Origin of the sequence: Streptomyces sp. NBC_00009, assembly GCF_045040855.1 — a bacterium.
In the GTDB taxonomy this organism is placed as follows: domain Bacteria; phylum Actinomycetota; class Actinomycetes; order Streptomycetales; family Streptomycetaceae; genus Streptomyces; species Streptomyces aureus.
This window is the reverse complement of sequence record NZ_CP108312.1, coordinates 7,347,663-7,369,423: the sequence shown is the minus strand read 5'-3', so window position 1 is coordinate 7,369,423 and position 21,761 is coordinate 7,347,663. Positions and strand designations below refer to the sequence as shown.

15 protein-coding genes and 2 pseudogenes are annotated in these 21,761 nt (G+C 69.3%); 3 read left to right on the top strand and 14 right to left on the bottom strand.

The features are described 5' to 3' along the window. Nucleotides 1-79: 79 nt before the first annotated feature. Nucleotides 80-1,126 (top strand): GlxA family transcriptional regulator, encoded by a 1,047-nt coding sequence (locus OHA58_RS33420; protein WP_405483427.1) that lies wholly within the window; start codon nucleotides 80-82, stop codon nucleotides 1,124-1,126. Between the two features lie 14 nt (nucleotides 1,127-1,140). On the opposite strand, the pseudogene OHA58_RS33415 reads toward OHA58_RS33420, so the two are convergent. Beyond that, a pseudogene (locus tag OHA58_RS33415) lies at nucleotides 1,141-1,718 on the bottom strand (IS5 family transposase); the annotation flags it as partial. A 120-nt stretch (nucleotides 1,719-1,838) separates the two neighbouring features. Between OHA58_RS33415 and OHA58_RS33410 the strand changes: the two are divergent. Continuing rightward, nucleotides 1,839-2,613: pseudogene (locus OHA58_RS33410) on the top strand (integrase); the annotation flags it as partial. A gap of 629 nt (nucleotides 2,614-3,242) precedes the next feature. On the opposite strand, the gene OHA58_RS33405 reads toward OHA58_RS33410, so the two are convergent. The 13 genes from OHA58_RS33405 to OHA58_RS33345 form a co-directional block, all read right to left on the bottom strand. Beyond that, nucleotides 3,243-4,643 carry a glycoside hydrolase family 172 protein gene (locus OHA58_RS33405; RefSeq protein ID WP_405483426.1) on the bottom strand — a complete coding sequence of 467 codons (1,401 nt, stop codon included), beginning with the start codon at nucleotides 4,641-4,643 and terminating at the stop codon, nucleotides 3,243-3,245. Nucleotides 4,644-4,695: 52 nt separating this feature from the next. Beyond that, nucleotides 4,696-5,544, bottom strand: coding sequence for a carbohydrate ABC transporter permease (locus OHA58_RS33400; RefSeq protein ID WP_405483425.1), 849 nt, complete (start codon nucleotides 5,542-5,544; stop codon nucleotides 4,696-4,698). Continuing rightward, the gene (locus OHA58_RS33395; RefSeq protein ID WP_405483423.1) at nucleotides 5,528-6,508 is read right to left on the bottom strand and encodes a carbohydrate ABC transporter permease; all 981 of its coding nucleotides are present in this window, start codon (nucleotides 6,506-6,508) and stop codon (nucleotides 5,528-5,530) included. The genes OHA58_RS33400 and OHA58_RS33395 overlap by 17 nt, the downstream gene beginning before the upstream one ends. Nucleotide 6,509: 1 nt before the next feature. Further along, nucleotides 6,510-7,931: an ABC transporter substrate-binding protein gene (locus OHA58_RS33390; protein WP_405483422.1), complete on the bottom strand. Its 1,422-nt coding sequence runs from the start codon at nucleotides 7,929-7,931 to the stop codon at nucleotides 6,510-6,512. 71 nt (nucleotides 7,932-8,002) lie between these two features. Continuing rightward, nucleotides 8,003-8,935: a PfkB family carbohydrate kinase gene (locus OHA58_RS33385; protein WP_405483421.1), complete on the bottom strand. Its 933-nt coding sequence runs from the start codon at nucleotides 8,933-8,935 to the stop codon at nucleotides 8,003-8,005. Continuing rightward, nucleotides 8,932-10,416 carry a glycoside hydrolase family 32 protein gene (locus OHA58_RS33380; RefSeq protein ID WP_405483419.1) on the bottom strand — a complete coding sequence of 495 codons (1,485 nt, stop codon included), beginning with the start codon at nucleotides 10,414-10,416 and terminating at the stop codon, nucleotides 8,932-8,934. The genes OHA58_RS33385 and OHA58_RS33380 overlap by 4 nt, the downstream gene beginning before the upstream one ends. Nucleotides 10,417-10,453: 37 nt before the next feature. Then, nucleotides 10,454-11,842 (bottom strand): glycoside hydrolase family 172 protein, encoded by a 1,389-nt coding sequence (locus OHA58_RS33375; RefSeq protein WP_405483418.1) that lies wholly within the window; start codon nucleotides 11,840-11,842, stop codon nucleotides 10,454-10,456. A 93-nt stretch (nucleotides 11,843-11,935) separates the two neighbouring features. Beyond that, nucleotides 11,936-12,964, bottom strand: coding sequence for a LacI family DNA-binding transcriptional regulator (locus OHA58_RS33370; protein WP_405483417.1), 1,029 nt, complete (start codon nucleotides 12,962-12,964; stop codon nucleotides 11,936-11,938). Between the two features lie 235 nt (nucleotides 12,965-13,199). After that, nucleotides 13,200-14,663: a glycoside hydrolase family 32 protein gene (locus OHA58_RS33365; protein WP_405483416.1), complete on the bottom strand. Its 1,464-nt coding sequence runs from the start codon at nucleotides 14,661-14,663 to the stop codon at nucleotides 13,200-13,202. 41 nt (nucleotides 14,664-14,704) lie between these two features. After that, nucleotides 14,705-15,589, bottom strand: a complete 885-nt coding sequence (locus tag OHA58_RS33360) for a carbohydrate ABC transporter permease (protein ID WP_405483415.1) — start codon at nucleotides 15,587-15,589, stop codon at nucleotides 14,705-14,707. Then, nucleotides 15,586-16,551: a carbohydrate ABC transporter permease gene (locus tag OHA58_RS33355; protein ID WP_405483413.1), complete on the bottom strand. Its 966-nt coding sequence runs from the start codon at nucleotides 16,549-16,551 to the stop codon at nucleotides 15,586-15,588. The genes OHA58_RS33360 and OHA58_RS33355 overlap by 4 nt, the downstream gene beginning before the upstream one ends. A gap of 99 nt (nucleotides 16,552-16,650) precedes the next feature. Then, the gene (locus OHA58_RS33350) at nucleotides 16,651-17,979 is read right to left on the bottom strand and encodes an extracellular solute-binding protein (RefSeq protein ID WP_405483411.1); all 1,329 of its coding nucleotides are present in this window, start codon (nucleotides 17,977-17,979) and stop codon (nucleotides 16,651-16,653) included. Nucleotides 17,980-18,065: 86 nt separating this feature from the next. Beyond that, nucleotides 18,066-19,103: a LacI family DNA-binding transcriptional regulator gene (locus OHA58_RS33345; RefSeq protein WP_405483410.1), complete on the bottom strand. Its 1,038-nt coding sequence runs from the start codon at nucleotides 19,101-19,103 to the stop codon at nucleotides 18,066-18,068. 252 nt (nucleotides 19,104-19,355) lie between these two features. On the opposite strand from OHA58_RS33345, the gene OHA58_RS33340 reads away from it, so the two are divergent. Further along, complete coding sequence (locus OHA58_RS33340; RefSeq protein ID WP_405483408.1) at nucleotides 19,356-21,755, top strand: GH32 C-terminal domain-containing protein; 2,400 nt, start codon at nucleotides 19,356-19,358, stop codon at nucleotides 21,753-21,755. Nucleotides 21,756-21,761 lie beyond the last annotated feature (6 nt).

Genomic DNA, 21,761 nt, shown 5'->3' with positions numbered 1-21,761 from the left:
TCTCGCCACACGCGAGGAAGGCGAGCGGTACGCGGTCGGCGACACGGGGCCAGGGAAACCAGGGGGTACGGGAGGAGCGATGGCCGAGGCGACGCGGCAGGCAAAGGAGCGTGCGGGTCCGGGCGCCGGGCCGGATGCGCTGCGGGTCGGGGTCCTGGCGTACCCGGACTGCTTCGCGTCCGAAGTGTTCGGCGTCCCCGACCTGATGACGATGGCCGGGCACGTCGCCGGACCGGACGCGCCCGGCTACCGGGTGTCGGTCATCTCGCCCCGCCGCCGGGTCACCGCCTCGGGCGGCGCGAGGCTGGACGTGCGTCCCGTGCGCGAGGTCGACGTCCTCGTGGTCCCCGGCTTCGAACTGCGCCCGGACACGGACCTCGACGCGCGGCTCGCCCGGCTCGCCCCCGAGATCGCGGCGATCCGCGCGCAGGCCGCCGCCGGCACCGCCGTCGTCTCCCTCTGCGTCGGCGCGTTCCTGCTCGCCGAGGCTGGGCTCCTCGACCGGCGCCGGGCCACCACCTCCTGGCTGCACGCCGGCGAACTGGCCAGGCGCTGCCCGGACGCCGACGTGCGGCCCGAGCACCTGGTCGTCACAGACACGGGGGTGACGACCACGGCCGCCTTCAGCGCCATGTACGACTTCGCGCTGGACCTGATCCGCCGACACAACGGCGCCCGGGTGGCCCGCAACACCGCACGGTTGGCGCTGGTCGACGACGCGCGGACTTCCCAGACCCCGTACGTCGACCCCCGACTCCTCCCGCAGCCCGGCGGGGAGTTCTCCCAGCGCGTCATGCGGCGGCTCGACCAGAACCTCGCCGAGCGGTACGACCTCGCCACGCTCGCGGACGCCTTCCGGGTCAGCACCCGCACGCTGCTGCGCCGCTTCTCCGAAGAGGCCGGACGCAGCCCGCTGGCCCATCTGCAGGCTTCCCGGGTCCGCCGCGCCCGCCATCTGCTGGAGACCACCGACCGCACCGTCGCCGCCGTCGCCGCGGCCGTCGGCTACCAGGACCCTGGTACCTTCGCCGCCCTCTTCGCCCGCCACACCGGCCACCGCCCGAGCGCGTACCGCGCCGCCTTCCGCCGCACGGCCCAGGCGTCCGCCCAGGACGGCGGCGCCTAGGTTCTGCCTCTTGGTCAGCGTTGTGCCCAGATGAGGATGCTGGCGAGGTGGAGTGCGGCCTGGTAGGCGATCGCGAGCTTGTCGCATCGCATGGCCAGGCCGCGCCACTGCTTGAGGCGGTTGATGCAGCGTTCGACGGTGTTCCGCTGCTTGTAGGCCTCGCGGTCGAAGCCGGGTGGGCGGCCGCCTTGGCGGCCTCGCCGGAGTCGGCGTCCGATCTGGTCGGACGGCTGCGGGATGACCGCGTGGATTCCCCGGCGCCGAAGATGCGCCCGGATAGCACGCGAGGAGTAGGCACGGTCGGCCAGAACAGCGTTGGGCCTGGTCCGAGGCCTGCCCAGGCCCGCTCGGGGCACGCGGATGCGGGCCATCACCGTCTCGAAGGCCGGCGCGTCACCGGCCTGGCCTGCGGTGACGGTGAAGGCCAGAGGCCGGGCCCGGCCGTCGGCTGCCAGGTGGACCTTGGTGCTCAGGCCTCCGCGGGAGCGTCCGAGCGCGTGATCAGCCGGCTCGTCTCGTCCTGCTGCCCCCTTTTGAGCCCCCCGGCGGAGTGCTGGTGGGCCCGGACGACGGTGGAGTCCACCGACACTGCGTGTGCCGATAAATCATCCGGCCAGGTCAGGACTTGATCGTCGATGACAAGTCCCTCAGCTGCAGAGCTGGCCGCGCCCATGTTGTTTCACGTGGACAGCGGGCGGCATCATGATCTGTCGTGCTGCTGCGCCCGGCCTACCTCGCCGTGACCAACACCTTCGCGCTCCTACGGCTGCTGCCGATGAGCGACCGGGACAAGGACATCGAGATCCTCACGCTGCGGCACCAGCTGCTGGTCCTTCAGCGCCAAGTAGGCAAGCCCGCGTTCACCGACACTCGCGAGCCTTCTCCATCACCTCCCAAGGGACCAGCTGCGGCACCTCCTGCTGCTGGTACGCCCCGACACGATCTTGCGGTGGCACCGCGACCTGCTCAAACGGCGCCATGCCGCGACCTGCGTGCCGAGGCGACGCGGACGCCCGCCCACCGTTCGCTCGATCCGCACCCTGGTCCTGCGCCTCGCCCGCGAGAACAGTTCCTGGGGGTATCGGCGCATCCACGGTGAGCTGGCGGCGCTGGGCATCAAGGTCGCCGCCTCCACCGTCTGGGAAATCCTCAAGGAGCACGGTATTCCGCCCGCCCCCGAACGCCAGAGCACCACCTGGGCCGCCTTCCTGCGCAACCAGGCGGACGCGCTGGTGGCGTGCGACTTCTTCGAGACCCGCACCCTGACCGGGGCACGCCTGTACGTCTTCGCCGTCATCGAGCACGCCACCAGGCGCATCCGGATCCTGGGCGCCTCCGCGCACCCCACCGCGGACTGGGGGGTGCAGCTCGGACGCAATCTCCTCATGGATCTGGAGGACGCGAGCAGCCGGGCCCGATTCCTGATCCGCGACCGCGACTCGAAGTTCACGGCCGCCTTCGACGCCCTGCTGGCCGACGCCGGACTGGATCCGCATCCCGGTCCGCACAGCCCATGCCGGCCCGCATCGCACGCGGACCGGAGCCTGCTGTTCTCCAGAAGGCGAGTAGGACCTTGCCTGCCCAACTAGGCGGTCGCAGCCAGTGGCGGAGGCGACCTTGATTCCCAGTGCTCCTACTGAACCGGCTGCTGGACCGGGCCGGATGACGAGCAGCAATTCGCCCGCAGGGTCGGGGACTGGCACGGTGGCTGAACCCCCGTTTCCAGTCCCCGCCGCTGCACAACGGCCGCGACCCATCGGCTTCCCGCTCGCCCTACTGCGCGTGTGCCTTCTCGACGTGCGCCACCTCCGCGGCATACGCGCGCGGGGGCTCCCGCGGCGAGTTGCGGATGAATCGTGAGACATCGCCGCCGACGCCCGCCGTGACCGGCGGGACGACGATAGCGGACTCGCACGGCCGCCCAGGGGAGAGCAGCCCGGCGGCCGACAGCCGGCGGCATCATCCATACGTTGGCGGCCAAGCCGGCGAGCAGCCGGCAGTTGGGCCACACCGTGACCGCCCGAGTCAGGAACGTGTGTCGGACCAACGCGGTCGGCCGGTCACCCGCCGGGAACCTGCAAGGCGGTGCAGGTGAGACGCCCCAAGGGCCCTATGGTCACCGCTCTTTGGCAGCTCCGAGAAAGCGATCACGCACTCGGGCCGCCAACTCGTTGTTCTTGAGAGCCCGTTCACGCGATTCGACCGCTCGGCGCTCGAACCATTCCCGTCGCTGCGCGGTGAACTCGGTCATACGCGCGTCCCTCTGCTCGTACATCACCTGGCGGCGTGAGTCGAGGCGGGAGCGGTCCACGACGGGGAGGTCCTTCATCGAGGGTCCTTCCGCGCGGCGGGGCAGGCGCTCTTCGGCGGGGAGGATGTCGAAGCGGGGCGAGGGCAGGGTCTGGTACCAGTAGGCGGTCGTGGACCAGTCGTCGGCGAGGTGGTTGGCGTGGCCGTGTTCCATGGTGACCTTGATGCGCTCGTTGAAGCGGACCGGGTCGGCGAGGTGGAAGCGGTAGTGGACCTGGAGGCCGGGCACGTCCTCTTCGTGGATGATGGTGCCCTGGAAGGGGTAGTTGATCTTCTGCATCCCCCAGCCGTGGCTGAAGTAGTCCTCTCCGCCGGTGCCGTGCATGGACGGCGGCCAGCTGGTGGTGCCGTCGGCGTTGAAGTCCTCGTCGATCCAGATCATGTCGTCGCCCTCGCCCCACCAGGTCTCGGTGAAGTGGTTGACGGTCTGGACGCAGCCGATGAAGTTGCCGGCGCCCTCGGTCTCCAGGATGACGTAGTTGTCGTGGCCGTCGAGGTTGGGGACCTGGGTTTCGAGGCTGTTGACCTGGAGGTCGGGGCCCCAGCCGTCGCAGGGGTTGTTGCGGCGCCACTGGGCGTGGAAGTAGAGCGTGTCCTCGGGCAGGTCCTCGGCGAACAGTTCGTAGTCGATGTAGAAGTACTGCATGTACGGGTGGTCGCCCTGGTTCTCGACCTCGATGCGGGCGCGCCGGTTGAACGGCATGGGCAGGAAGCAGTTGAAGGCGGCGGGGCCGCCGTACTTCTTCTCCGAGTCGTCCTTGACCGAGACCGTGAACGGCATGGACTGGAAGGCAGCCGGCATGGAGTTGCCGACGCCGAAGAAGTCGCCGAGCGGGGCGACGACGCTGGGCTGCTCCTGGTCGTCCCAGTACATCTTGATCAGGACGTTGCGGTAGAAGTCCGGGTCGTTGACTTCCCAGTTGTAGCCCAGCGCGTTGTTGAACTCGACCATGGCGGTGCCGGCTTCACGGGCGTCGAAGAGGCCGGGGCCGAGCACGACGCGGCAGCCCTGCACGAACCACAGGTGGGTGATGGCGCCGGGGCCTTCGAGGTCGGCGAGGACGGCTGTCTCGCCGGGCATCACCGTGAACGCGTCCTCGTTGAGGCCGGAGTGATCCCAGCTGGCCACGCGGGCGGAGCGGGCGCGGCGGCGCTGGGCCGCGCGGCCGAGCAGATCGTCACCGAGAGAGAAGGAGGGGGTGGGCATGGTGCAGGGCCTTTCAGGTGCGTAAGCAGCGTGCGGGTACCGGGAGTTGGGGTCAGCCCTTGAGACCGGAAGCCTTGACGGACTCGACGATCTGGCGTTGGAGGACGAGGAAGAGAAGCAGGGTAGGGACGGCCGCGACGAGTGAACCGGCCATGATCAGGCTCCAGTCGCCGCCGTACTGGTTCTGGAACTGGGACATGCCGACCTGGACCACCCACAGGTCGGAGTCCTTGGCCACGGTCAGCGGCCACAGGAAGCTGTTCCAGGTGGACAGGAAGGTCGTCACGGCGAGCGCGGCCAGCATGGAGCGGCTCAGGGGCAGCACGATGGTGACGAAGCGCCGCAGGTAGCCGCAGCCGTCGAGGTCTGCGGCCTCCTCCAGCTCGCGGGGGAACTGAAGGTAGAACTGCCTCATCAGGAAGATCGGAAACGCGGTGAAGGCGACCGGCAGGATCAGGCCCGCGTAGCTGTTCACCAGGCCCACCTTGGCCACGACCATGAACAGCGGCACCAGGATGACCGGCATCGCCACCATCAGTGTGGAGAAGATCACCGCGAACAGCGGCTCGCGGCCGCGGAACTTCAGCCGGGCCAGCGCGTACGCAGCCATGGAGCCGAAGAAGACCAGCAGCAGCGTCACGATCACGGACGTGAGCAGGGAGTTGAAGAGGTACTTCGCGTACGGGATGCGGGTGAAGACCTCGGTGATGTTGTGGAACGTCGGGTGTTGGGGGATGAGTGAGGCGCCGCGCGCGTCCTCGGTGCTCTTGAACGCTCCGGAGACCATCCACAACAGCGGGAAGAGCTGGACGAGGGCGAGGACGGTCGCCAGCGCGAGCCGGACGGCCTTGCCAACGTCCAATCGCCCGCCGCTGCACGGGAGTTCAGCTGTCGTGCTCAAAGCGGCCTCCTCGGGTGACGCGGAAGGCGACGGCCGTCATGGCGAGGAGCGCGAGTGCGTAGACGGTGGCCATGGCCGATGCGTAGCCGACGTTGTTGAACTTGAACGCCTGTTGGTAGATGTAGAAGACGCCCATGCTGGTGGAGTTGGCGGGGCCTCCCTGCGTCATGACATAGATCAGGTCGAACGCCTGCAGTCCCGCGAGGCCCGCGATCGAGGCGAGCACGAGGACGAAAAAGGTGGTGGGGCGCAGCATCGGCAGGATGACGCTCCACAGGGTGCGCCAGGGCCCCGCCCCGTCCATGCGGGCGGCTTCGAGGATCTCGCTGGGGATCTCCTGGAGACCGCCGAGCAGGATGATCATGTAGAAGCCGACGAAGAACCAGATGCTGATCACGGCCATACACCACAGGGCCCAGTCGGGATCGCCCAGGAAGGACGGAGGGTCGTCGACCCCGAGCCAGGTCAGGGCTTGGGTGAGGATGCCGGTGGAGTCGGCCAGGATGTACTTCCAGACCAGGCCGACCACGACGAGGCTCACGGCGTACGGCGCGAAGAACGCGGTGCGGAAGAAGGCCCGGGCCGGCAGTTTTCCGTTGACGAGCAGCGCCATCACCAGGGCGACGATGTAGACGCCGGGCACGAACACCACCACGTACAGGACGGTGGTGCGCAGGCTGCTCCAGAACAGCGGGTCCGAGAGGGCCCGTTGGTAGTTCTCCAGGCCGATGAAGCGCAGGTTGCCGAAGCCGTCGGCGTCGGTGAAGCCGAAGACCAGGGCGAGCGCCATCGGGACGAGGACAAACAGGGCGATGCCGAGGGTGGCCGGGGTGACGAAGAGCCACCCGGCGATCTCCTCCCGGCGGGCCCGAAGGCCGGGACGGTTTCGGTTCTCGGCGGCCGGCGGAGCGGTCCGGCGGGTGGCTGTGCCGCTCAGGCGGGGGATGTCGGTGATGTCGGCCATGTCAGGATCCCATCGGTGCGCCGCGGTAACCGGTCAGGGCCGAGTCGATCTGGTCGCTGGCCCGGCCCGCGGCGGTGCGCGGGTCGGTGCCGGAGAGCATCACGGCCTGCAGGGCGTCCATCACCGCCTTGGCGACCTCGGGCGGGAAGCGCGGCTCGCCCCGGCCCAGCGGGGTGGTGGCGCTGCCGGGGTCGCTCTTGGGCAGGCCCACGACGTCGTACGCCGCGAACTTCATCACCTTGTCGTCGGCGAGCCGGCCGTCGGAGATCGCCTGTTCCATCACCGAACGGCGGGCAGGCAGTGTCTTCTTGGCGTCGAAGGCCCAGTCGACCATCCGGGAACGGCTGTCCGATCCGGCGACCGCCCAGACCGCGAACTGTGCGGCGAGCTTGGCCCGCGGGCTCTTCTTGTTGACGCAGATCGCCCAACCACCCATGCAGGTAAGGGGCTTGGCACCAGGCTCCGGTACCGGGAGTGGGAACATGCCGTACCGGAAGCCCTTGGCGCCCTCGTCGAGGAAGGCGCTGCCGGGGATCGTCATCTGCTGCATCGCCGTGTAGCCGGAGGCCAGGTTGGCGACCAGGTCGCCGCCCCCGCCGCCCTGTGTGGTGCGGGGTGCCACACCCTCGCGTACGGCGTCGTGCCACAGCCGCAGGGCCTTGACCGCGGCCGTCGAGTCGAACGCGGAGCGGGTGCCCTCGGTGACCTCGCCGCCGGCCTGCCACAGGAACGGGTACCAGCAGAAGACCTGGTAGACGTTCGGGTTGGTCTCCAGCATCAGCCCGTACTGGCGCCGGGTGCGCAACTTGTCGGCCACTGACAGGAGTTGGTCCCAGGTCGTGGGCAGGTCACCCTCCGACAGGCCCGCCTTCTCGAAGGCATCCACGCCGTAGAACATGGCGAGCGGTTCGTTCTCCATCGGCAGCGCGTACACGCGGCCGTCCACCGTACGGGTGGACAGGGCCGAGGCGTAGAAGTCGTTGGCCTGATCACCGAGTTCGTCAGTGAGGTCGTACAGGACCCCACCGTCGTAGTACCGCAGGAAATCGCCGGGGCTGATGATGAAGAGGTCTGGCGCCTGGTCCGCGGAGAACGCCGCCTGCAACTGGGTGCCCTCGGTGTACTGCGACACCGGAATGTAGGTGAGGTCGAGGTCGGTGCCGCTCTGCCGCTGCCAGTCCTTGAGCAGCTTCGCGAACCACTGGTTCTGCTTGCCGACGGCGTAGCCGCCGCCCGACTGGGGTGCGTACCACTGCCAGAAGTCGAGGGGGCCGGTGGTCGCGGAGGCCGGGTCGGAGCAGGCGGCGAGGGCCGGTGCCAGGGCGCCCGCGCCGGTGAGTGCGGCGCCGGTGCGCAGGACCGACCGTCGGCTGGTCGGCAGGGTGCGGCCCGGTGAGACGTGAGGTCGATGGGGGTGATGCATGGGGTCTCCCTCCGCGCGGCGACTGCCCGTCCCAGGCAGCCGGCCGCGGTAGGAACGCCGTCCGGAGCAGGTCAGGACTGGGCGGTGAGGGCGGCTTCCAGCCGCGCACGGGTGGGTGGCTGGGCGCCCGCCTGCTGACAGGCGAGTGCTCCGGCGGTGACGGCCTGGCGGAGCACGCTCGCCAGACCGTTCTCGTCCGTGGGCAGGACCACGGTGTACGTTCCGTTCGGCTGCGGCTGCAACAGCGCCGCGAGCAGGGCTGCTTGGAAGGAGTCGCCGGCTCCGATGGTGTCGACGACGTCCACGGCGGGCGCGGGGCATCTGGCCTCGGCGCCGTCGATGACGCCGTAGGCTCCGGCGCTGCCGGAGGTGACCACGACCAGGCGGGGTCCGCGCTTCAGCAGTGCCCGCGCGGCCTCTTCGGGAGTCGACTCGGGGTAGAGCCAGGTGAGGTCCTCGTCGCTGGCCTTGAGCACGTCGGCGTCGCCCACCATGGCGTGTACGGCGCAGAGGTAGGTGTCTCGGTCGGGCTGGGCCGAAGGGCGGACGTTGAGGTCCACGGCCACGGCGCCGCCGGGGCGGCTGCGGACGGTGCGTGCGGCTTCCCGGACCTGAAAGGCGCCGGGTTCTACGACGATGGCGAGGGACCCGGTGTGCAGGAGTGTCACCTCCGGCGGTATGTCGAAGCGGATCGGGTCCCAGGCCGCCAGGAAGTCGTACGTCGCCGCGCCCGATTCCTTGTCCACGTAGGCGAGTGCCAGGGTGGTGCGGCCCGAGGCGGTGGCGGCCCGGTCGATGGGGAGGCCGGTGGCGGCGAGGTGGGCCTCGACGAGTTCGCCGGGCACGTCGTCGCCCCAGGTGGTCGCGAGCCGTACGGGGCGTTCGAGGCGGTGCAGTCCGACGGCGACGTTGGCGGGGCTGCCGCCGGCCAGCGGCACGATGGCCTCCGCGCCCGCGCGCCACACCAGGTCGACGAGCACCTCGCCGATGACGAGTGCGGTCATGGCCTCACCTCCGTCGCGATCTCCAGGTCACTGCCCAGGTCCGTCTCTATCTCCGGGTTCGGCCGCTTGTCCTCGACGGCGGGTGCGTCGATGTCCCAGGCGTCGACCGCGTAGGACTCGGTACCGGTCGTGGCGAGCCGCCACGGTCCGTCGCCGCCCACCGGGTAGAACCGGACGGTCAGCGCCTGCCCGTCCGAGGTGAAGACCTCGGCCACCGAGCGGTCGATCAGGATGCGCAGCTCCACGGTCCCGCGAGCGGCCGGAAGGCGCCAACTTCCCCTCTTTGCACGGGAGTCGATCGAGGCACGCGAGCGGTCGACGACCACGTCGCCGGTCGCCGGATCCCGTCGTACGTCCAGGAACTCGTCGCCGTCGGCGGAGGTGAGCAGCCGCAGCCCGCAGTCCGCGCCAAGGCGCGCCGCCAGGTCGGCGCTGCGGCCGATCTCGCCGAGCGGGGCCGCGCCGGCGCCCTCCGCGTGCACCCGGTGCGCGGCACGCATGCCCTCGATCTCGGCGGCCGGACGCTGACGGACCGTTCCGGCCTCGTTGAGGCTCAGCTCGCGCGGCACGCTAAGCATGCCGGCCCAGCCGGCCTCGTCGGTCCAGTCGCTGGGCGCGCCGACCCGTTCCTCGTCGCGCGCCTCCCAGATCCAGGCCCACATCAGCATGCGACCGTCGGGAGCGGGCAGCAGGGCCGGGGCGTAGAAGTCGGGGCCGTGATCGAGACGCTGCGGGGCACCGGCGACGAACGCGCCGTCCTGCTCGTGGCCCGGCCAGGCCGCCGTGCACAGCGCGCCCTCGTCCGGGTCCCAGGCGCTGACCAGGACCGCGCCGCGCCCGTCGCCCAAGGGCGCGTACTGCGCGCACTCCCAGCCTTCCTCAGTGTCCCGGCCGCCGGGCAGCGGCTCGGGCGACCGGGCCAGGAAGAACCCGTCGTACGTCCAGTGCTCCAAGTCCTGCGACTCGTACTGCAGGGCCGCGCCCCGGCCATCGTCCAGGGCGGCGCCGACGAGCATCCGCCACCGCTCCCCGTCCCGCCACACGTAGGGGTCGCGGAACATGGTCGTGCCGGCGGGCGGCTCGGCGATCAGCAGGCCGTCGCGCTTGGCGAACGTGCTGCCGCCGTCGCCGGAGCGGGCCGCGGTGACCGGCTGGTACCAGCGATCGTCGCGCTTGGCCGAGTAGAACGCGATCAGGTCGCCGTCCAGTCCGGTGACGGCGTTGCCGGACCAGACGCCGTCCGCGTCCGCGCCGCCCGGCGTGGGTGAAAGCGCGATCGGCAGCAGCTCCCAGTGCACGAGGTCGGCGGAGCGGAAGTGACCCCAGTGCATGGCTGCGTGACGGGCGCTGTGCGGGTTGTACTGGAAGAACACGTGATAGTGGCCGTCGTGGAAAACGAGGCCGTTGGGGTCGTTGACCCAGTTGCTCGGCGGGCGCAGATGGAATGCGGGGAAATGAGGGTCCCGCGCGGGTGAGGACACGTCACGGTGCCTTTCGTACGTGGGCGGTCGGCGCGGGTCAGTTCTCGCTGCTGGTACGGGAGTTGTATGCGTCGTAGCGGCGGCGTAGGTCGGCGGAGTGGCGGGCGTTCGCCTGCGACTCCGCCAGCGAACGCTCGCCGCGCTGCCGGGTGCGCTCGGCGAGGCGCTCCTGGTAACGCTGCCAGCGCACCTCGTACGCTGCGCGCATCTCGACAATCTCCTCGGCGGTCGTCCCGTGACGCGGCGACGGCTCGGGGCGCGGGTGAGCCGCCGGGCGCACCGGGAGCCGGTCGGCCAGCGGCAGGATGGAAGCCGGCGGGGACGGCAGTGTCTGGTACCAGTACGCGGTGGAGGCCCAGTCGTCGGACAGGTGGTTGCCGTGGCCGTGCTCGATGGAGACCTTGATGCGCTCCTCGAAACGGACCGGATCGACCACGTGCTGGCGGTAGTTGACCGCGTAGCCCGGCACGTCGCCCTCGTGGATGATCGCGCCGTGGTAGAGGTATGCGTTCTTCTGCATCCCCCAGGCGTGGTTGAAGTAGTCCTCGGTGCCGGTGCCGTGCAGGGAGGGCGGGAAGACGGTGCTGCCGTCTTCGCGGAAGTCGTCGTCGATCCAGATCATGTCGTTGCCCTCGCCCCACCAACTGCCCTGCCGGTGGAAGACGGAGAGGTTGCAGCCGACGTAGTGACCCGTGCCCTCGACGTCGAGCACGACGTAGTTGTCCTCGCCGGTGTCGTCAACGATGTTGACCTCGGGGCTGTTGGTCTGCAGGTCAGGTGCCCAGCCGTTGCACGGGTTGCTGCGGTTCCACTTCGCGTGGAAGTAGAGGGTGTCCGCCGGGAGTTGCTCGGGGTAGAGCTCGTAGTCGACGTAGAAGTACTGCTGGAGCGGCAGGTCGTTCTCGTTGACGATCTCGATCTTCGCGCGCTTGTTGAACGGCATCGGCGCCCAGCAGTTCAGTGCCGCGCTGCCGCCGAAGATCAGTGACTCCTCGGGCTTGGCGGAGACGGTGAACAGGGCCGACTCATAGCTGTTGGGCATGGAGTGGCCGACGCCGAAGTAGTCGCCGAGCGGCACCAGAACGGCGGGCTGCTCCTCGTCGTCCCAGGTGATGCGGAGCAGGACCTTGCGGTAGTAGTCCGGGTCCGGTTCCTCCCAGTTCACGCCGAGCGCGTTGTGGATCTCCATGACCGGCGCGACGGTGTCGGCCTCCAGCGGGTCGATGAGGCCGGGGCCGAAGGTCTGGCGGCAGAACTGGGTCATCCAGATGTGGGTGATCCGGCCGGGGCCCTCGATGTCGGCCAGGAGTCGGGTGGAGTGCGCGGGTGTCGTCCAGTAGTCCTGGTTGCGGCCGCGCTGGTCCCAGCTGGAGACGCGTACGGTGCGCGCCTTCTTGGTCTGGGTGAGGTGGTCGAGGGACGGCATAGACTGTGCCTTTCGGTGATGCTGTCACTGAATTCCGGTGGTGGGGGACTGGACCTCCCCCGCCACCGCCTTGTTCTTCTGGCTGTACGTACGTCAGGACGCGCAGCCGCACGACGTGCGGTAGACGATGCGGGGCTTGAGACGAATGACCTCGCTCCCCCACGCCTCCCCGTCACCCGGCTTCTGCGTGATCCGCTTCTGCAGCAGACGCATCGCGGTGACCCCGATCTCGAAGGCCGGCTGCTCGACGGTCGTCAGGCGCGGCTCGAACAGGTCGGCGTGCGGGAATCCGTCGAACACGGCGATCTTGAGGTCGTCGGGGATGCGCAGGCCGAGCCGGGACGCCGCCTCCAGGACCCCGATCGCCGTCTCGGTGCTGGAGCACACCACCGCGTCGGGCGGCACGAGCGGACCCCTGTCGCCGAGCATGTCGAGCGCGGCGGCACACGTCTCCTGCGACAACCCGGAGCCGGTGATGACATGGCCCGGGTGCACCGTGAATCCGGCCTCCTTCACGGCTTGGGCGTAGCCGAGGTACCGCTCGGAGATCGTGGACACGTTGAGGTTGCCCGCGGCCAGGGCGATCGCACGGCAGCCGTGGCCGACGAGATGCGCAACCAACTCCCGTACCGGCGCGAGGTTTTCCACGCCGACCTGGTCACCGGAATCGCCGCTGCCGACGCGGTCCATCAGCACGACGGGGGTGCCCGAGTTCCGGATCGCGTCGATCGCCTCGCCCGACGAGCCGGCGGACGGGGCCACGATCAGTCCGTCTACCCGGCGCGCGCTGAGTGCTTCCAGCGTCCGGGCCTCCTGCTCCGGGTCCTCGCCGGAGTTGGCGAGGAGCAGGGTGTACCCCGCCTTCGTGGCCTCGGCCTCGACTCCGCGCACCATGTCCGCGAAGGCCGGCTGCCCGGTGTCGGAGACGACCAGGCCGATGGAGTCCGTGAGGGAGCGGCGCAGCGAGCGGGCGAGCGCGTCCTGACGGTAGCCCGTCTCCTCGATGGCCTTTAGCACGCTCGCGCGCGTCTTTTCGGCCACCCGCCGGGTCCCGTTTACGACGTGGGAGACGGTCGAGATCGACACCCCGGCCCGCTCCGCAACATCCACGATGGTCGCCACGAGCTGAATACCTCTCCTTCACAAAACATGAGGTCAAGCGTCTTCGGCGCGATGTAAAACGTTTGCGCGAAACGTTTGCTTCGATTCTGTTGCCGCATCCTGCGGGATGTCAATGAGTCGGTGTCCGGAATCTCTGCGGCAGACCGGCCGGGCGAAAGCCCTAGGGACCGTACGCCGCGTGTGACGCGGTACGTACGGTCCCGGCCCCTGACCTCCCGGCGAGCACGCGCCCCCTTTACGCGGGAGCGGCCGCGTCCGGTGTCCGCAGCGCGTGCGCCGTCACGGTCACCTCAACCGCGTCGCTCGCGAGACCGCGGGACACCAGGGTCCACGTCTCGCACTGCGCCGGATAGAAGCGAAGGGTCAGCGCCTCACCGGAGCCACTGAAGACCTCCGCGATGGAGTGGTCCAGGATGATCCGCAGCTCGATCTCCCCTTCTGGGGCGAGCTCGGACAACGGCATCCGGTAGGCGCCCACGTGGGCGCGTGCATCGGCCGAGGCGTGCCCGCGGTCGACCCACAACGCGCCGTCACGGATCTCCAGGTCCAGGTGACCGGTGTCGTCGCCGTCACCGGCACTGTCCGTCCCGCACACAAGCCGCAGTCCCCAGGCCGCGTCCCGGGCGAAGCCGAGGCGGACACTGATGTCGGCCGCGGGACCGATGCCACCGAGCACGGATGTGGTCCCAGGCCGTGCTCGCGTCGCCTTCAGCCACGTACGCGTACGCAGACCGTCGAGCTCGCGCGCCGGCGCCTGGTGAGGGCTTCCGTCGGGGCGCAGGGTGAGCTCCCGGGGGACGGTCAGAACTCCCGCCCAGCCCGCCTCCTTGGCGCAGGATTCCTCCCGCGCCTCCCAGGACCAGCCCCACAGCAGCCATCGGCCGCCGGGTGCGCGCATAAGGGCTGGTGCGTAGAAGTCGGGTCCGTGATCGAAACGGGTCGCCGCCTCGAACTGGAAGTCACCGGCCGCCTCCCGATGTCCGGTCCAGGCCACGACGTGGGACGGGCCCGTGCGTTGATACCAGGCGCTCGTGAGCAGCAGGGCGCGTCCGTCGTCGTAGACGGCGAGTTGGGGGCATTCCCAGGCTTCCCCCGTGCGGACCGTGGGGTCGCCGTCCGGTGTCGTGTCCCCCCGGCGGTGGAGGGGGCCGTCGTACGTCCAGTCAGCGAGGTCGTGGGAGGTGTACGCGAGTGCGGCGCCGTCACCGTCCGCGTAACCGGCTCCGACGAGCATGCGCCAGCGGTCGCCATCCCGCCATACGTACGGATCACGGAACGTGGTGACCCCCGACGGGGCCTGCGCCACCAAGAGTTCGGGCCGCTTGACGAAGGTGCTCCCGTCCGGGCCTGAATCGGCCGCGGCGACGGGCTGCCAGGGGTGTCCGACGCGGTGTGCCGAGTAGAAGGCGGTGATCCTGCCGTCGTGCGAGACGGCGTTCCCGGAGAAGCAGCCGTCTTCGTCGGGCCGCCCGAAGTCGGGCGCGAGCGCGAGGGGTTGGGGTTCCCAGCGCAGCAGGTCCCGGCTGCGGTAGTGACCCCAGTGCACGTGGTCGTGGGTGGGCGCCTCCGGGTTGTGCTGGAAGAAGACGTGGTACCAACCGTCGTGGTGGACCAGGCCGTTGGGGTCGTTGATCCAGTTGACCGGCGGTCTCAGGTGCACCTCGGGGAGGTGCGGGTCCCGGATGCGGTCGTCGGCCATGGGCCGCCTTTCTGTGGGAGAAGGGGCCTGTGTGTGTGCGGTCATTCCTTGACCGCCTGCGCCGCCACGCCCTGCACGAAGGCACGCTGGAAGATCAGGAACACCACGAGCGTGGGGACGGTCATCATCGCGGCGAACGCCATGATGTCTCCCCACTGCAGGGGCGGCAGTGTCTGGAATACGGACATGCCGACCGGCAGTGGCCGTACGTCCTCGCTGCGTGTGGCCATGACCGGCCACAGGAGTTGGCCCCAGGTCATCAGGAAGCTGAGGATCGCCACCGACGCGTACGCGGGCTTCGACAGCGGCACGATGATGCTGCGGAAGGTCCGCCAGGGCCCGGCTCCGTCCACCCGCGCGGCCTCCTCCAGCTCCCGGGGCAGCGCGAGGAAGAACGAGTAGAAGAGGTAGATGAAGAACGGGTTGGCGATGAACGGCACGATCTGCGCCTGGTACGTGTCCAGCCAGCCCAGCTCCGTCATCATCAGCAGCAGGGGGATGGCGAGCGCCTCGAACGGGATGATGATGAGCGCGACCACGGCCGCGAGCACGACGTTGCGGCCGGTCCAGCGGAGCCGGGCGAGCGCGTAGCCGAACATGCTGTTGACGAAGAGGCCGAGGCCGACCGTCGCACCGCACACGACAAGGGAGTTGAGCAGCAGACGGCCGAAGTTCGAGCGCTCCCAGGCGCTGGTGAAGTTGTCGAGCGTCGGGTGCAGCGGGATCAGGGCGCGCCAACTGCCGCCGTCGGCGAGGACGTCGGCGTTGGGCTTGAGTGCTCCGGCGAACATGAAGGCCAGCGGGAGCAGCATCACGAGAGCGATGAGGCCGCAGATGACGTAGTGGAGAAGGAGGTTGTGGGTGGGGCGGGAGCGTTCCGGGGAGCCCTTCGTCGAGCGGCGTCCGGGGGCGGTGAAGAGGGTCATCGGACGGCGCGCTCCTCACGGCCGAGCCGGCGCTGGATGAGCGTGACGGCGAGAACGAACAGGAAGAAGACGACGGCGATGGCGGACGCCTGGCCGATCATGCGCCGGGTGTATCCGGTCTGCAGGAGCTGCAGCATCATCGTGCGGGTGGAGTCTGTGGGCCCGCCGGGGAACTGCGGCATCATGTAGACCTGATCGAACAGGCGGAAGGCGAAGATCGCCGTCACGTTGATCACGAACACCAGGGTGTTGCGCAGGCCCGGGAGCGTGACGTGGCGAAACTGCTGCCAGGCGTTCGCCCCGTCGACCCGCGCCGCCTCGTAGAGCGAGGCGGGGATGGCCTGGAGACCGGCGAGGAAGATCACCATCTGGAATCCGACGCCCTGCCAGACCGAGGTCAGCACGATCGCGGGCATCGCCCAGCTCGTGCTGGACAGCCAGCCGGGGTGGAGATGCCCGAAGGTGAGCGTCCCCAACACCCCGTTGACGAGGCCGGAGTCGGGGAGCAGGAGAACCTTCCATACGACGGAGGCGACGGCCATCACCGTCACCGTGGGCAGGAAGTAGACCGTGCGGAAGAAGAGGCGCAGGCGCAGGCGCCGGTTGACCAGGACGGCCAGAGCGAGGGCGGCGGCCGTCTGTACGGGTACGACGATGGCCGCGAAGAGGGTGTTGTTGCCGAACGAGCGCCAGAACTGCGCGTCGGTGAAGATGCGCTGGTAGTTCTCCAGCCCGGTGAACTCGACCGGGAGCGGCGAGGCGAGTCGTTGGTTGGTGAACGACAGGACGATGGCGGAGACGAACGGGAAGATCAGGAAGACGGCCAGCAGGGCCACGGCCGGGGCGGAGAACAGGATCGCGGAGGCGCGGCCTCGGCGGCCTGCCCTGGCAGGGGTGCGGCGCCGGGGCACCGGGGCCGGTGGTGCCCCTGGGGCTGGTTTCGTGAGGGTGGTGTGGGACATGGTGGGTCACCTCAAGGCGCAGGACGTGGTGCGGTGGTGGAGCGTGAAGCGCCCGGTGTGGCGGCGGGGTCGGGGAGGCCGCCGCCACACTGGGCCGTCTCACTTGACGGGGTAGCCGTCGTTGTCCTTGATGTCCTGGTCGATCGTGTCGACCGCCTTCTTCAGGGCATCGGGTACGTCCTTGCCGAGGCTGATGTCGTCCACGGCCTGCGAGAACGCCTGCGTGATGGTGGGGTAGGCCGGAGTCTGGGGACGCGGGACCGCCACCATGGGCGCCTGGTTGAGGCTTTCGGTCACCAGGCTCATCGGGCCGTTCGGGGCGTAGATGTCGGTGGCCTTGAGCGCCGCCGTGGTCGAGGGCGGGGCGCCCACGGCGTCGTACATGGTGAGCAGGCTCTTCTTGGTGAGCAGGTACTCCAGGAACGCCGCCGCGGCGTCGGGGTCCTTGGCCTTGCGCGTGATGCCGAACTGCCAGGAGCCCATGCCGGTCTTCGAGCCGGTGCCGAAGTCGGGAAGGGGGATGACGGCGAGGTCGTCGCCGGCCGCCTTCTTGTAGCCGTTCTTGTACGCCCACATGCCGTTCCAGGCGATCGGGCTGGTCTTCTTCAGAAACGGGGTGTCGTCCTGGGCCTCGGTGTCGACGTATTTGTTCGTGTACCAGGACTGGAAGGTCTTCATCGCCTTGACGACCTCGGGCTTGTCCAGCGCTCCCGCCGCCGTCTTGTACCCGTCCCGGTCGATCAGGTCGCCGCCGGCGGACTGCACGATGGGGCTGAAGGCGTAGGAGAACCACTCCCCCTGGCGCCCGTACCACATGTGCATGTCGAGGGGCCGGGCATAGCCGGCCTTCTTCAACTTGCCGAGGATGTCGGTGAATTCTGCGGCGGTCCACGCGTCGTCGACGCCGCTCGGGATGCGGGCGCCGACCTTCTTGAGGGCGGACTTGTAGGCGTACAGGACGATGCCGGAGTCGAACGCGCCGACACCGTACAACTGCTTGTTGTAGGTGCCCTGTTGGACGATCGAGGGCAGCAACTGCTTGCGCGTCGACGCCTTGAGGCAGTCCTTGAGGGGTATCAGGTCGCCGTTCCAGGCGTAGTTGTAGAGGTTGGGGCCGTCGAAGTCGAGGACGTCGGGCAGCTTGTCGGAGGCGGAGGCGGCCTGGACGGCGTCGTTGTACGTGCCTTCGGGGACGCTCTGCACCTTCACGGTGACCTGGTCCTGGCTCTTGTTGAAGCTGTCGACCACGCTGAGGAACGTCTTCTTCTCCTCACCTCCACCGTGGTAGAAGGTGCTGATCGTCCGCTTTCCGTCGATCTTTCCGTCGCACGACGCGCCTGGCGAGGAGGCCGTGCCTCCGGATCCTGAGCAACCGCTGACGGTCAGTCCCAGGGCGGCACAGGCCGCGACTACGATGGTTCTGCGCATGGAGGTTCGTCCGTTCTTGAGTTGAAGGGCACGGATGAGCTGCGGTGGGGCCGGGTCGCACCCCGGCCCCACCGGATGTGCAGGTGTCAGTCCGCCGGGCGGGGAGGTCCGACGGACTCGCGTTCACGCAGGGGCATGGGGACGCGGTGGGTCGTCGCGTCCAAGGGGTCGTCGCTGAGGATCAACTCGATGGCCCGGCGGCCGAGTTCGTGGTGGGGCAGGGCGACCGTGGTGAGCGCCGGCTTGAGCCAGCCGGCGATGTCCTGGTCGTCGAAGGAGACGATCGAGACGTCCTGCGGCACGGACAGACCGGCCTCAGCGAGCGCCTGGTAGGCGCCGAAGGAGACCCTGTCGGTGGAGCACACCAGCGCCCGCGGGCAGTGGCCCTCCGCGAGCAGGCGGGACACTTCCCGGTAGCCGTCCTCGGCTCCCCACTCGCACTCGACCACGCCGTCGAGACGAGCACCGGAGCTTCGCAGGACTTCCTGCAGGCCGCGCATGCGCTCGAGCCCGGCGAAATTGCCGTCCGGGGAAGCGGGTATCGCCTGATGGCCGCCGATGGCCCAGATTCCGTCGGCATGCCCCGCGGCCAGCAGCGTGCGGCCCGCTGTGCGGCCCGCCTCGATCTCGTCCGGGATCACCGACGGCGCGTCGAAGCCGGGGGCCAGGCAGTTGAGCAGGACCACGCGCCGCCCGTGCAGTTCCGGGGGCGGGGTGACGTAGTGGGTGTACATCGCGGCGTAGATCACCGCGTCGACCTGCCGGTCCAACAGGCCGTTGACCAGGCCGGATTCCACATCCCTGTCGCCGCCCGTCTCCGTGATGAAGAGCAGGTTCTCCTTCTCGCGCGCCGCGTCGAGGGCTCCGCGGATCACCTCGCCCGCGAAGGGGGTGGTGGTGATGGTGTCGGACACGAAGCCAATGGTCTGGCTCGACTTCGTCCGCAGACTGCGCGCCGTAACGTTGGGGCGGTAGCCCAGGTCAGCCGCCGCTGCCAGGACCTTGTCCCGGGCCGCGTCCGAGATCCGCATGTCGGTCCGGCCGGACAGCGCGAAGGACGCGGTCGTCGGGGACACCCCCGCACGGCGGGCGACGTCGGCCATGGTCACGCGGTTCCCGGGCATCGACTTCCCGACCTCCGTTAAATCGGATTAGCAAGTGCGGATTGAGGATGCTGCCCGCGCCATGTCCTGTCAACGTCTTGGACATCTGCGATCAACAAGAACCGCATCTATGGGTAGTTGATCCCGTTTTGGCGACTCATTGATGTAACCAGCGCTGCGTTAGCCCTTGCGTTAGCAGCTCCAGCCGCCGAACGATGCCTGCCGTCCGCAGAGTTAAACCGATTTGGCACCACCCATCACTCAGGAGCCGCCATGAAGAGAAGAACAGTCCTGCGCGTCCTGTCCGTCGCCGCCGGCGGAGCCCTCGTCCCGCTCTCCCGCCCCGCCACGGCCTCGACGGCCACCGACCGGCAGCTGGCCGCCGGCCTCACCGCCTACTGGGACTTCCCCGAGGGCGCCGGTGCGAGCACGCGGGAACAGGTCACACAGTCCACGAATCCGATCAACTACGTCTTCAACGACGCCGTCTACAAGCCGGACAGCGATCCGCTGTGGACCGCGAAGCAGCAGGCGGACGGAGTTCTCTCCGGCGCTCTGCTCTTCGACGGCTACTCCACCTGGATCGCCCGCGACGCCTCGGCCACCACGCTCCCCACGGACGGGCTGACCGTCGAGGCATGGGTCGCACCGCGCGCCTTCGAGTGGGGCGACGACGGCAAGCCCTCCGTCGTCATCAACCAGCAGGACAAGGGCGCCCGGCGCGGGTTCTGCCTGGGCGTCGGCCGGCACGGCGTCTGGCAGTTCGGGATCGGCACGGGAGACGCCTGGTACGAGGTCGCCTTGCCGAAGTCGGCCGCGCTGGCCGCCGGCGAGTGGGCGCACGTCGCCGCCGTGTTCTCCCCCGCCGACGGTGCGGTCAGGCTGTTCCTCAACGGTGAACCGGTCGCGCAGACGGCGATCCCGGCGGCCGCCCGGCTGAGCAAGGCGGACGTTCCGCTGCTCGTCGGACGGCACAACCAACCCGCCGTCATCAACGGCACGTTCGCGGTGAACATGTTCAACGGCCTGATCGACGAGCTGAAGCTGCACGGCGGCGCTTTGACCGACACCGAAGTCGCGGCCAGTCACCAGGCGGACCTCAAGACTTTCGACGGCGGCACGATCCCCAAGGCCGCCCTGGCGATGAACCGCTCCCGCTACGACGGCGACCGCTACCGTCCGGCCTTCCACTTCACCGCGCCCAACCACTGGATGAACGAACCGCACGCCCCCATCCAGGTCGGTGGCCAGTACCACCTCTTCTACCAGCACAACTCCCACGGCCCGTACTGGCACAACATCTGCTGGGGGCACGCGGTCAGCGAGGACCTGGTGCACTGGCGGGACCTGCCCGTCGCTCTCGCGGCCACGGCCGACAGCGTGGCTCCCGACGGCGTCTGGTCCGGGGCCTCGACCCTCGACGCGAACGGCGTCCCGGCCCTACTGTTCACCGCCGGCAACGACTCCCAGCGCCCCAACCAGGCGGTCGGTCTCGCCCGTCCCGTCGACCCGAGCGATCCCGACTTCGCGCAGTGGACGATGCATCCCTCGCTCGTGATCAGCCAGCAGGCCGATCTCGACGTCGGCGCCGACCGCAAGGTCCGCTTCGGGGACTTCCGGGACCCGTTCGTCTGGCGGGAGGGCGACACCTGGTTCCAGCTGGTGGGCTCGGGCGTCCAGACCTCGTCCGGTGGCGCCGTCGGCGGCACCGCGCTGCTCTACACCTCCACGAACCTCACCGACTGGACGTACCGAGGGCCGTTGATGGTCGGTGACGTGGCGACGTACCCGAAAACAGGGCAGGTGTGGGAGCTGCCGACCTTCCTGCCCATCGGGAAGGACGCCCAGGGCCGCGAGCGCCGCGCCCTCCTCATCAACCCGGCCTTCCCCGACGGTCCCGGCGAGTACAGCAGCAAGTACGTCTTCTACTGGGTCGGCGTCTGGGACGGCTCCTCCCGCACTTGGACGCCCGACACCACCGTGCCCCAACTGCTCGACTATGGCGACCACTTCACAGGCCCCAGCGGCACGGTCGACGACAAGGGGCGCTCCCTGGTCTTCACCATCGCCCAGGACCGGCGCTCCGAGCAGGGTCACTACGACGCCGGATGGGCGCACAACGCGGGCCTGCCGATCGTGCTGTCCCAGCGGGCGGACGGCGACCTCGCCTTCCAGCCCGTGGCCGAGGTCGCGAACCTCCACGACGGCGCGGCTCTCGTGACCATTGACAGTGCGACCTCCGTCTCCGCCGCGAACGCCGCCCTTGCCTCGGTCAAGGGGGACCTGCTCCACATCAAGCTGACGATGGAGGCGGGCAGCGCGGGCACGCTCGGACTCGACGTACTGCGCAGCCCGGGAGACGAGGAACGCACCCGCCTCTTCTACGACACCGCGGCCAAGGAGCTGGGAGTGGACCGGACCCGGTCCGGCAACGTCTCCAGCGCCGTGCCGGACCTCGGCATCCAGAAGGGCCCGCTCACCCTCGCCGACGGCAAGCTGACCTTGGACGTGTTCGTCGACCGCTCGATCATCGAGGCGTACGCGAACACTCACCGCTCGATCACCACCCGGGCGTATCCCTCCCGCACGGACTCCCTCGGCCTGCAGCTCTTCGGCGAGGGCAGCACCGTCACATCCTTGACGGTCTGGAAGATGGGAGGCATGGCGGCCTGAGACCGC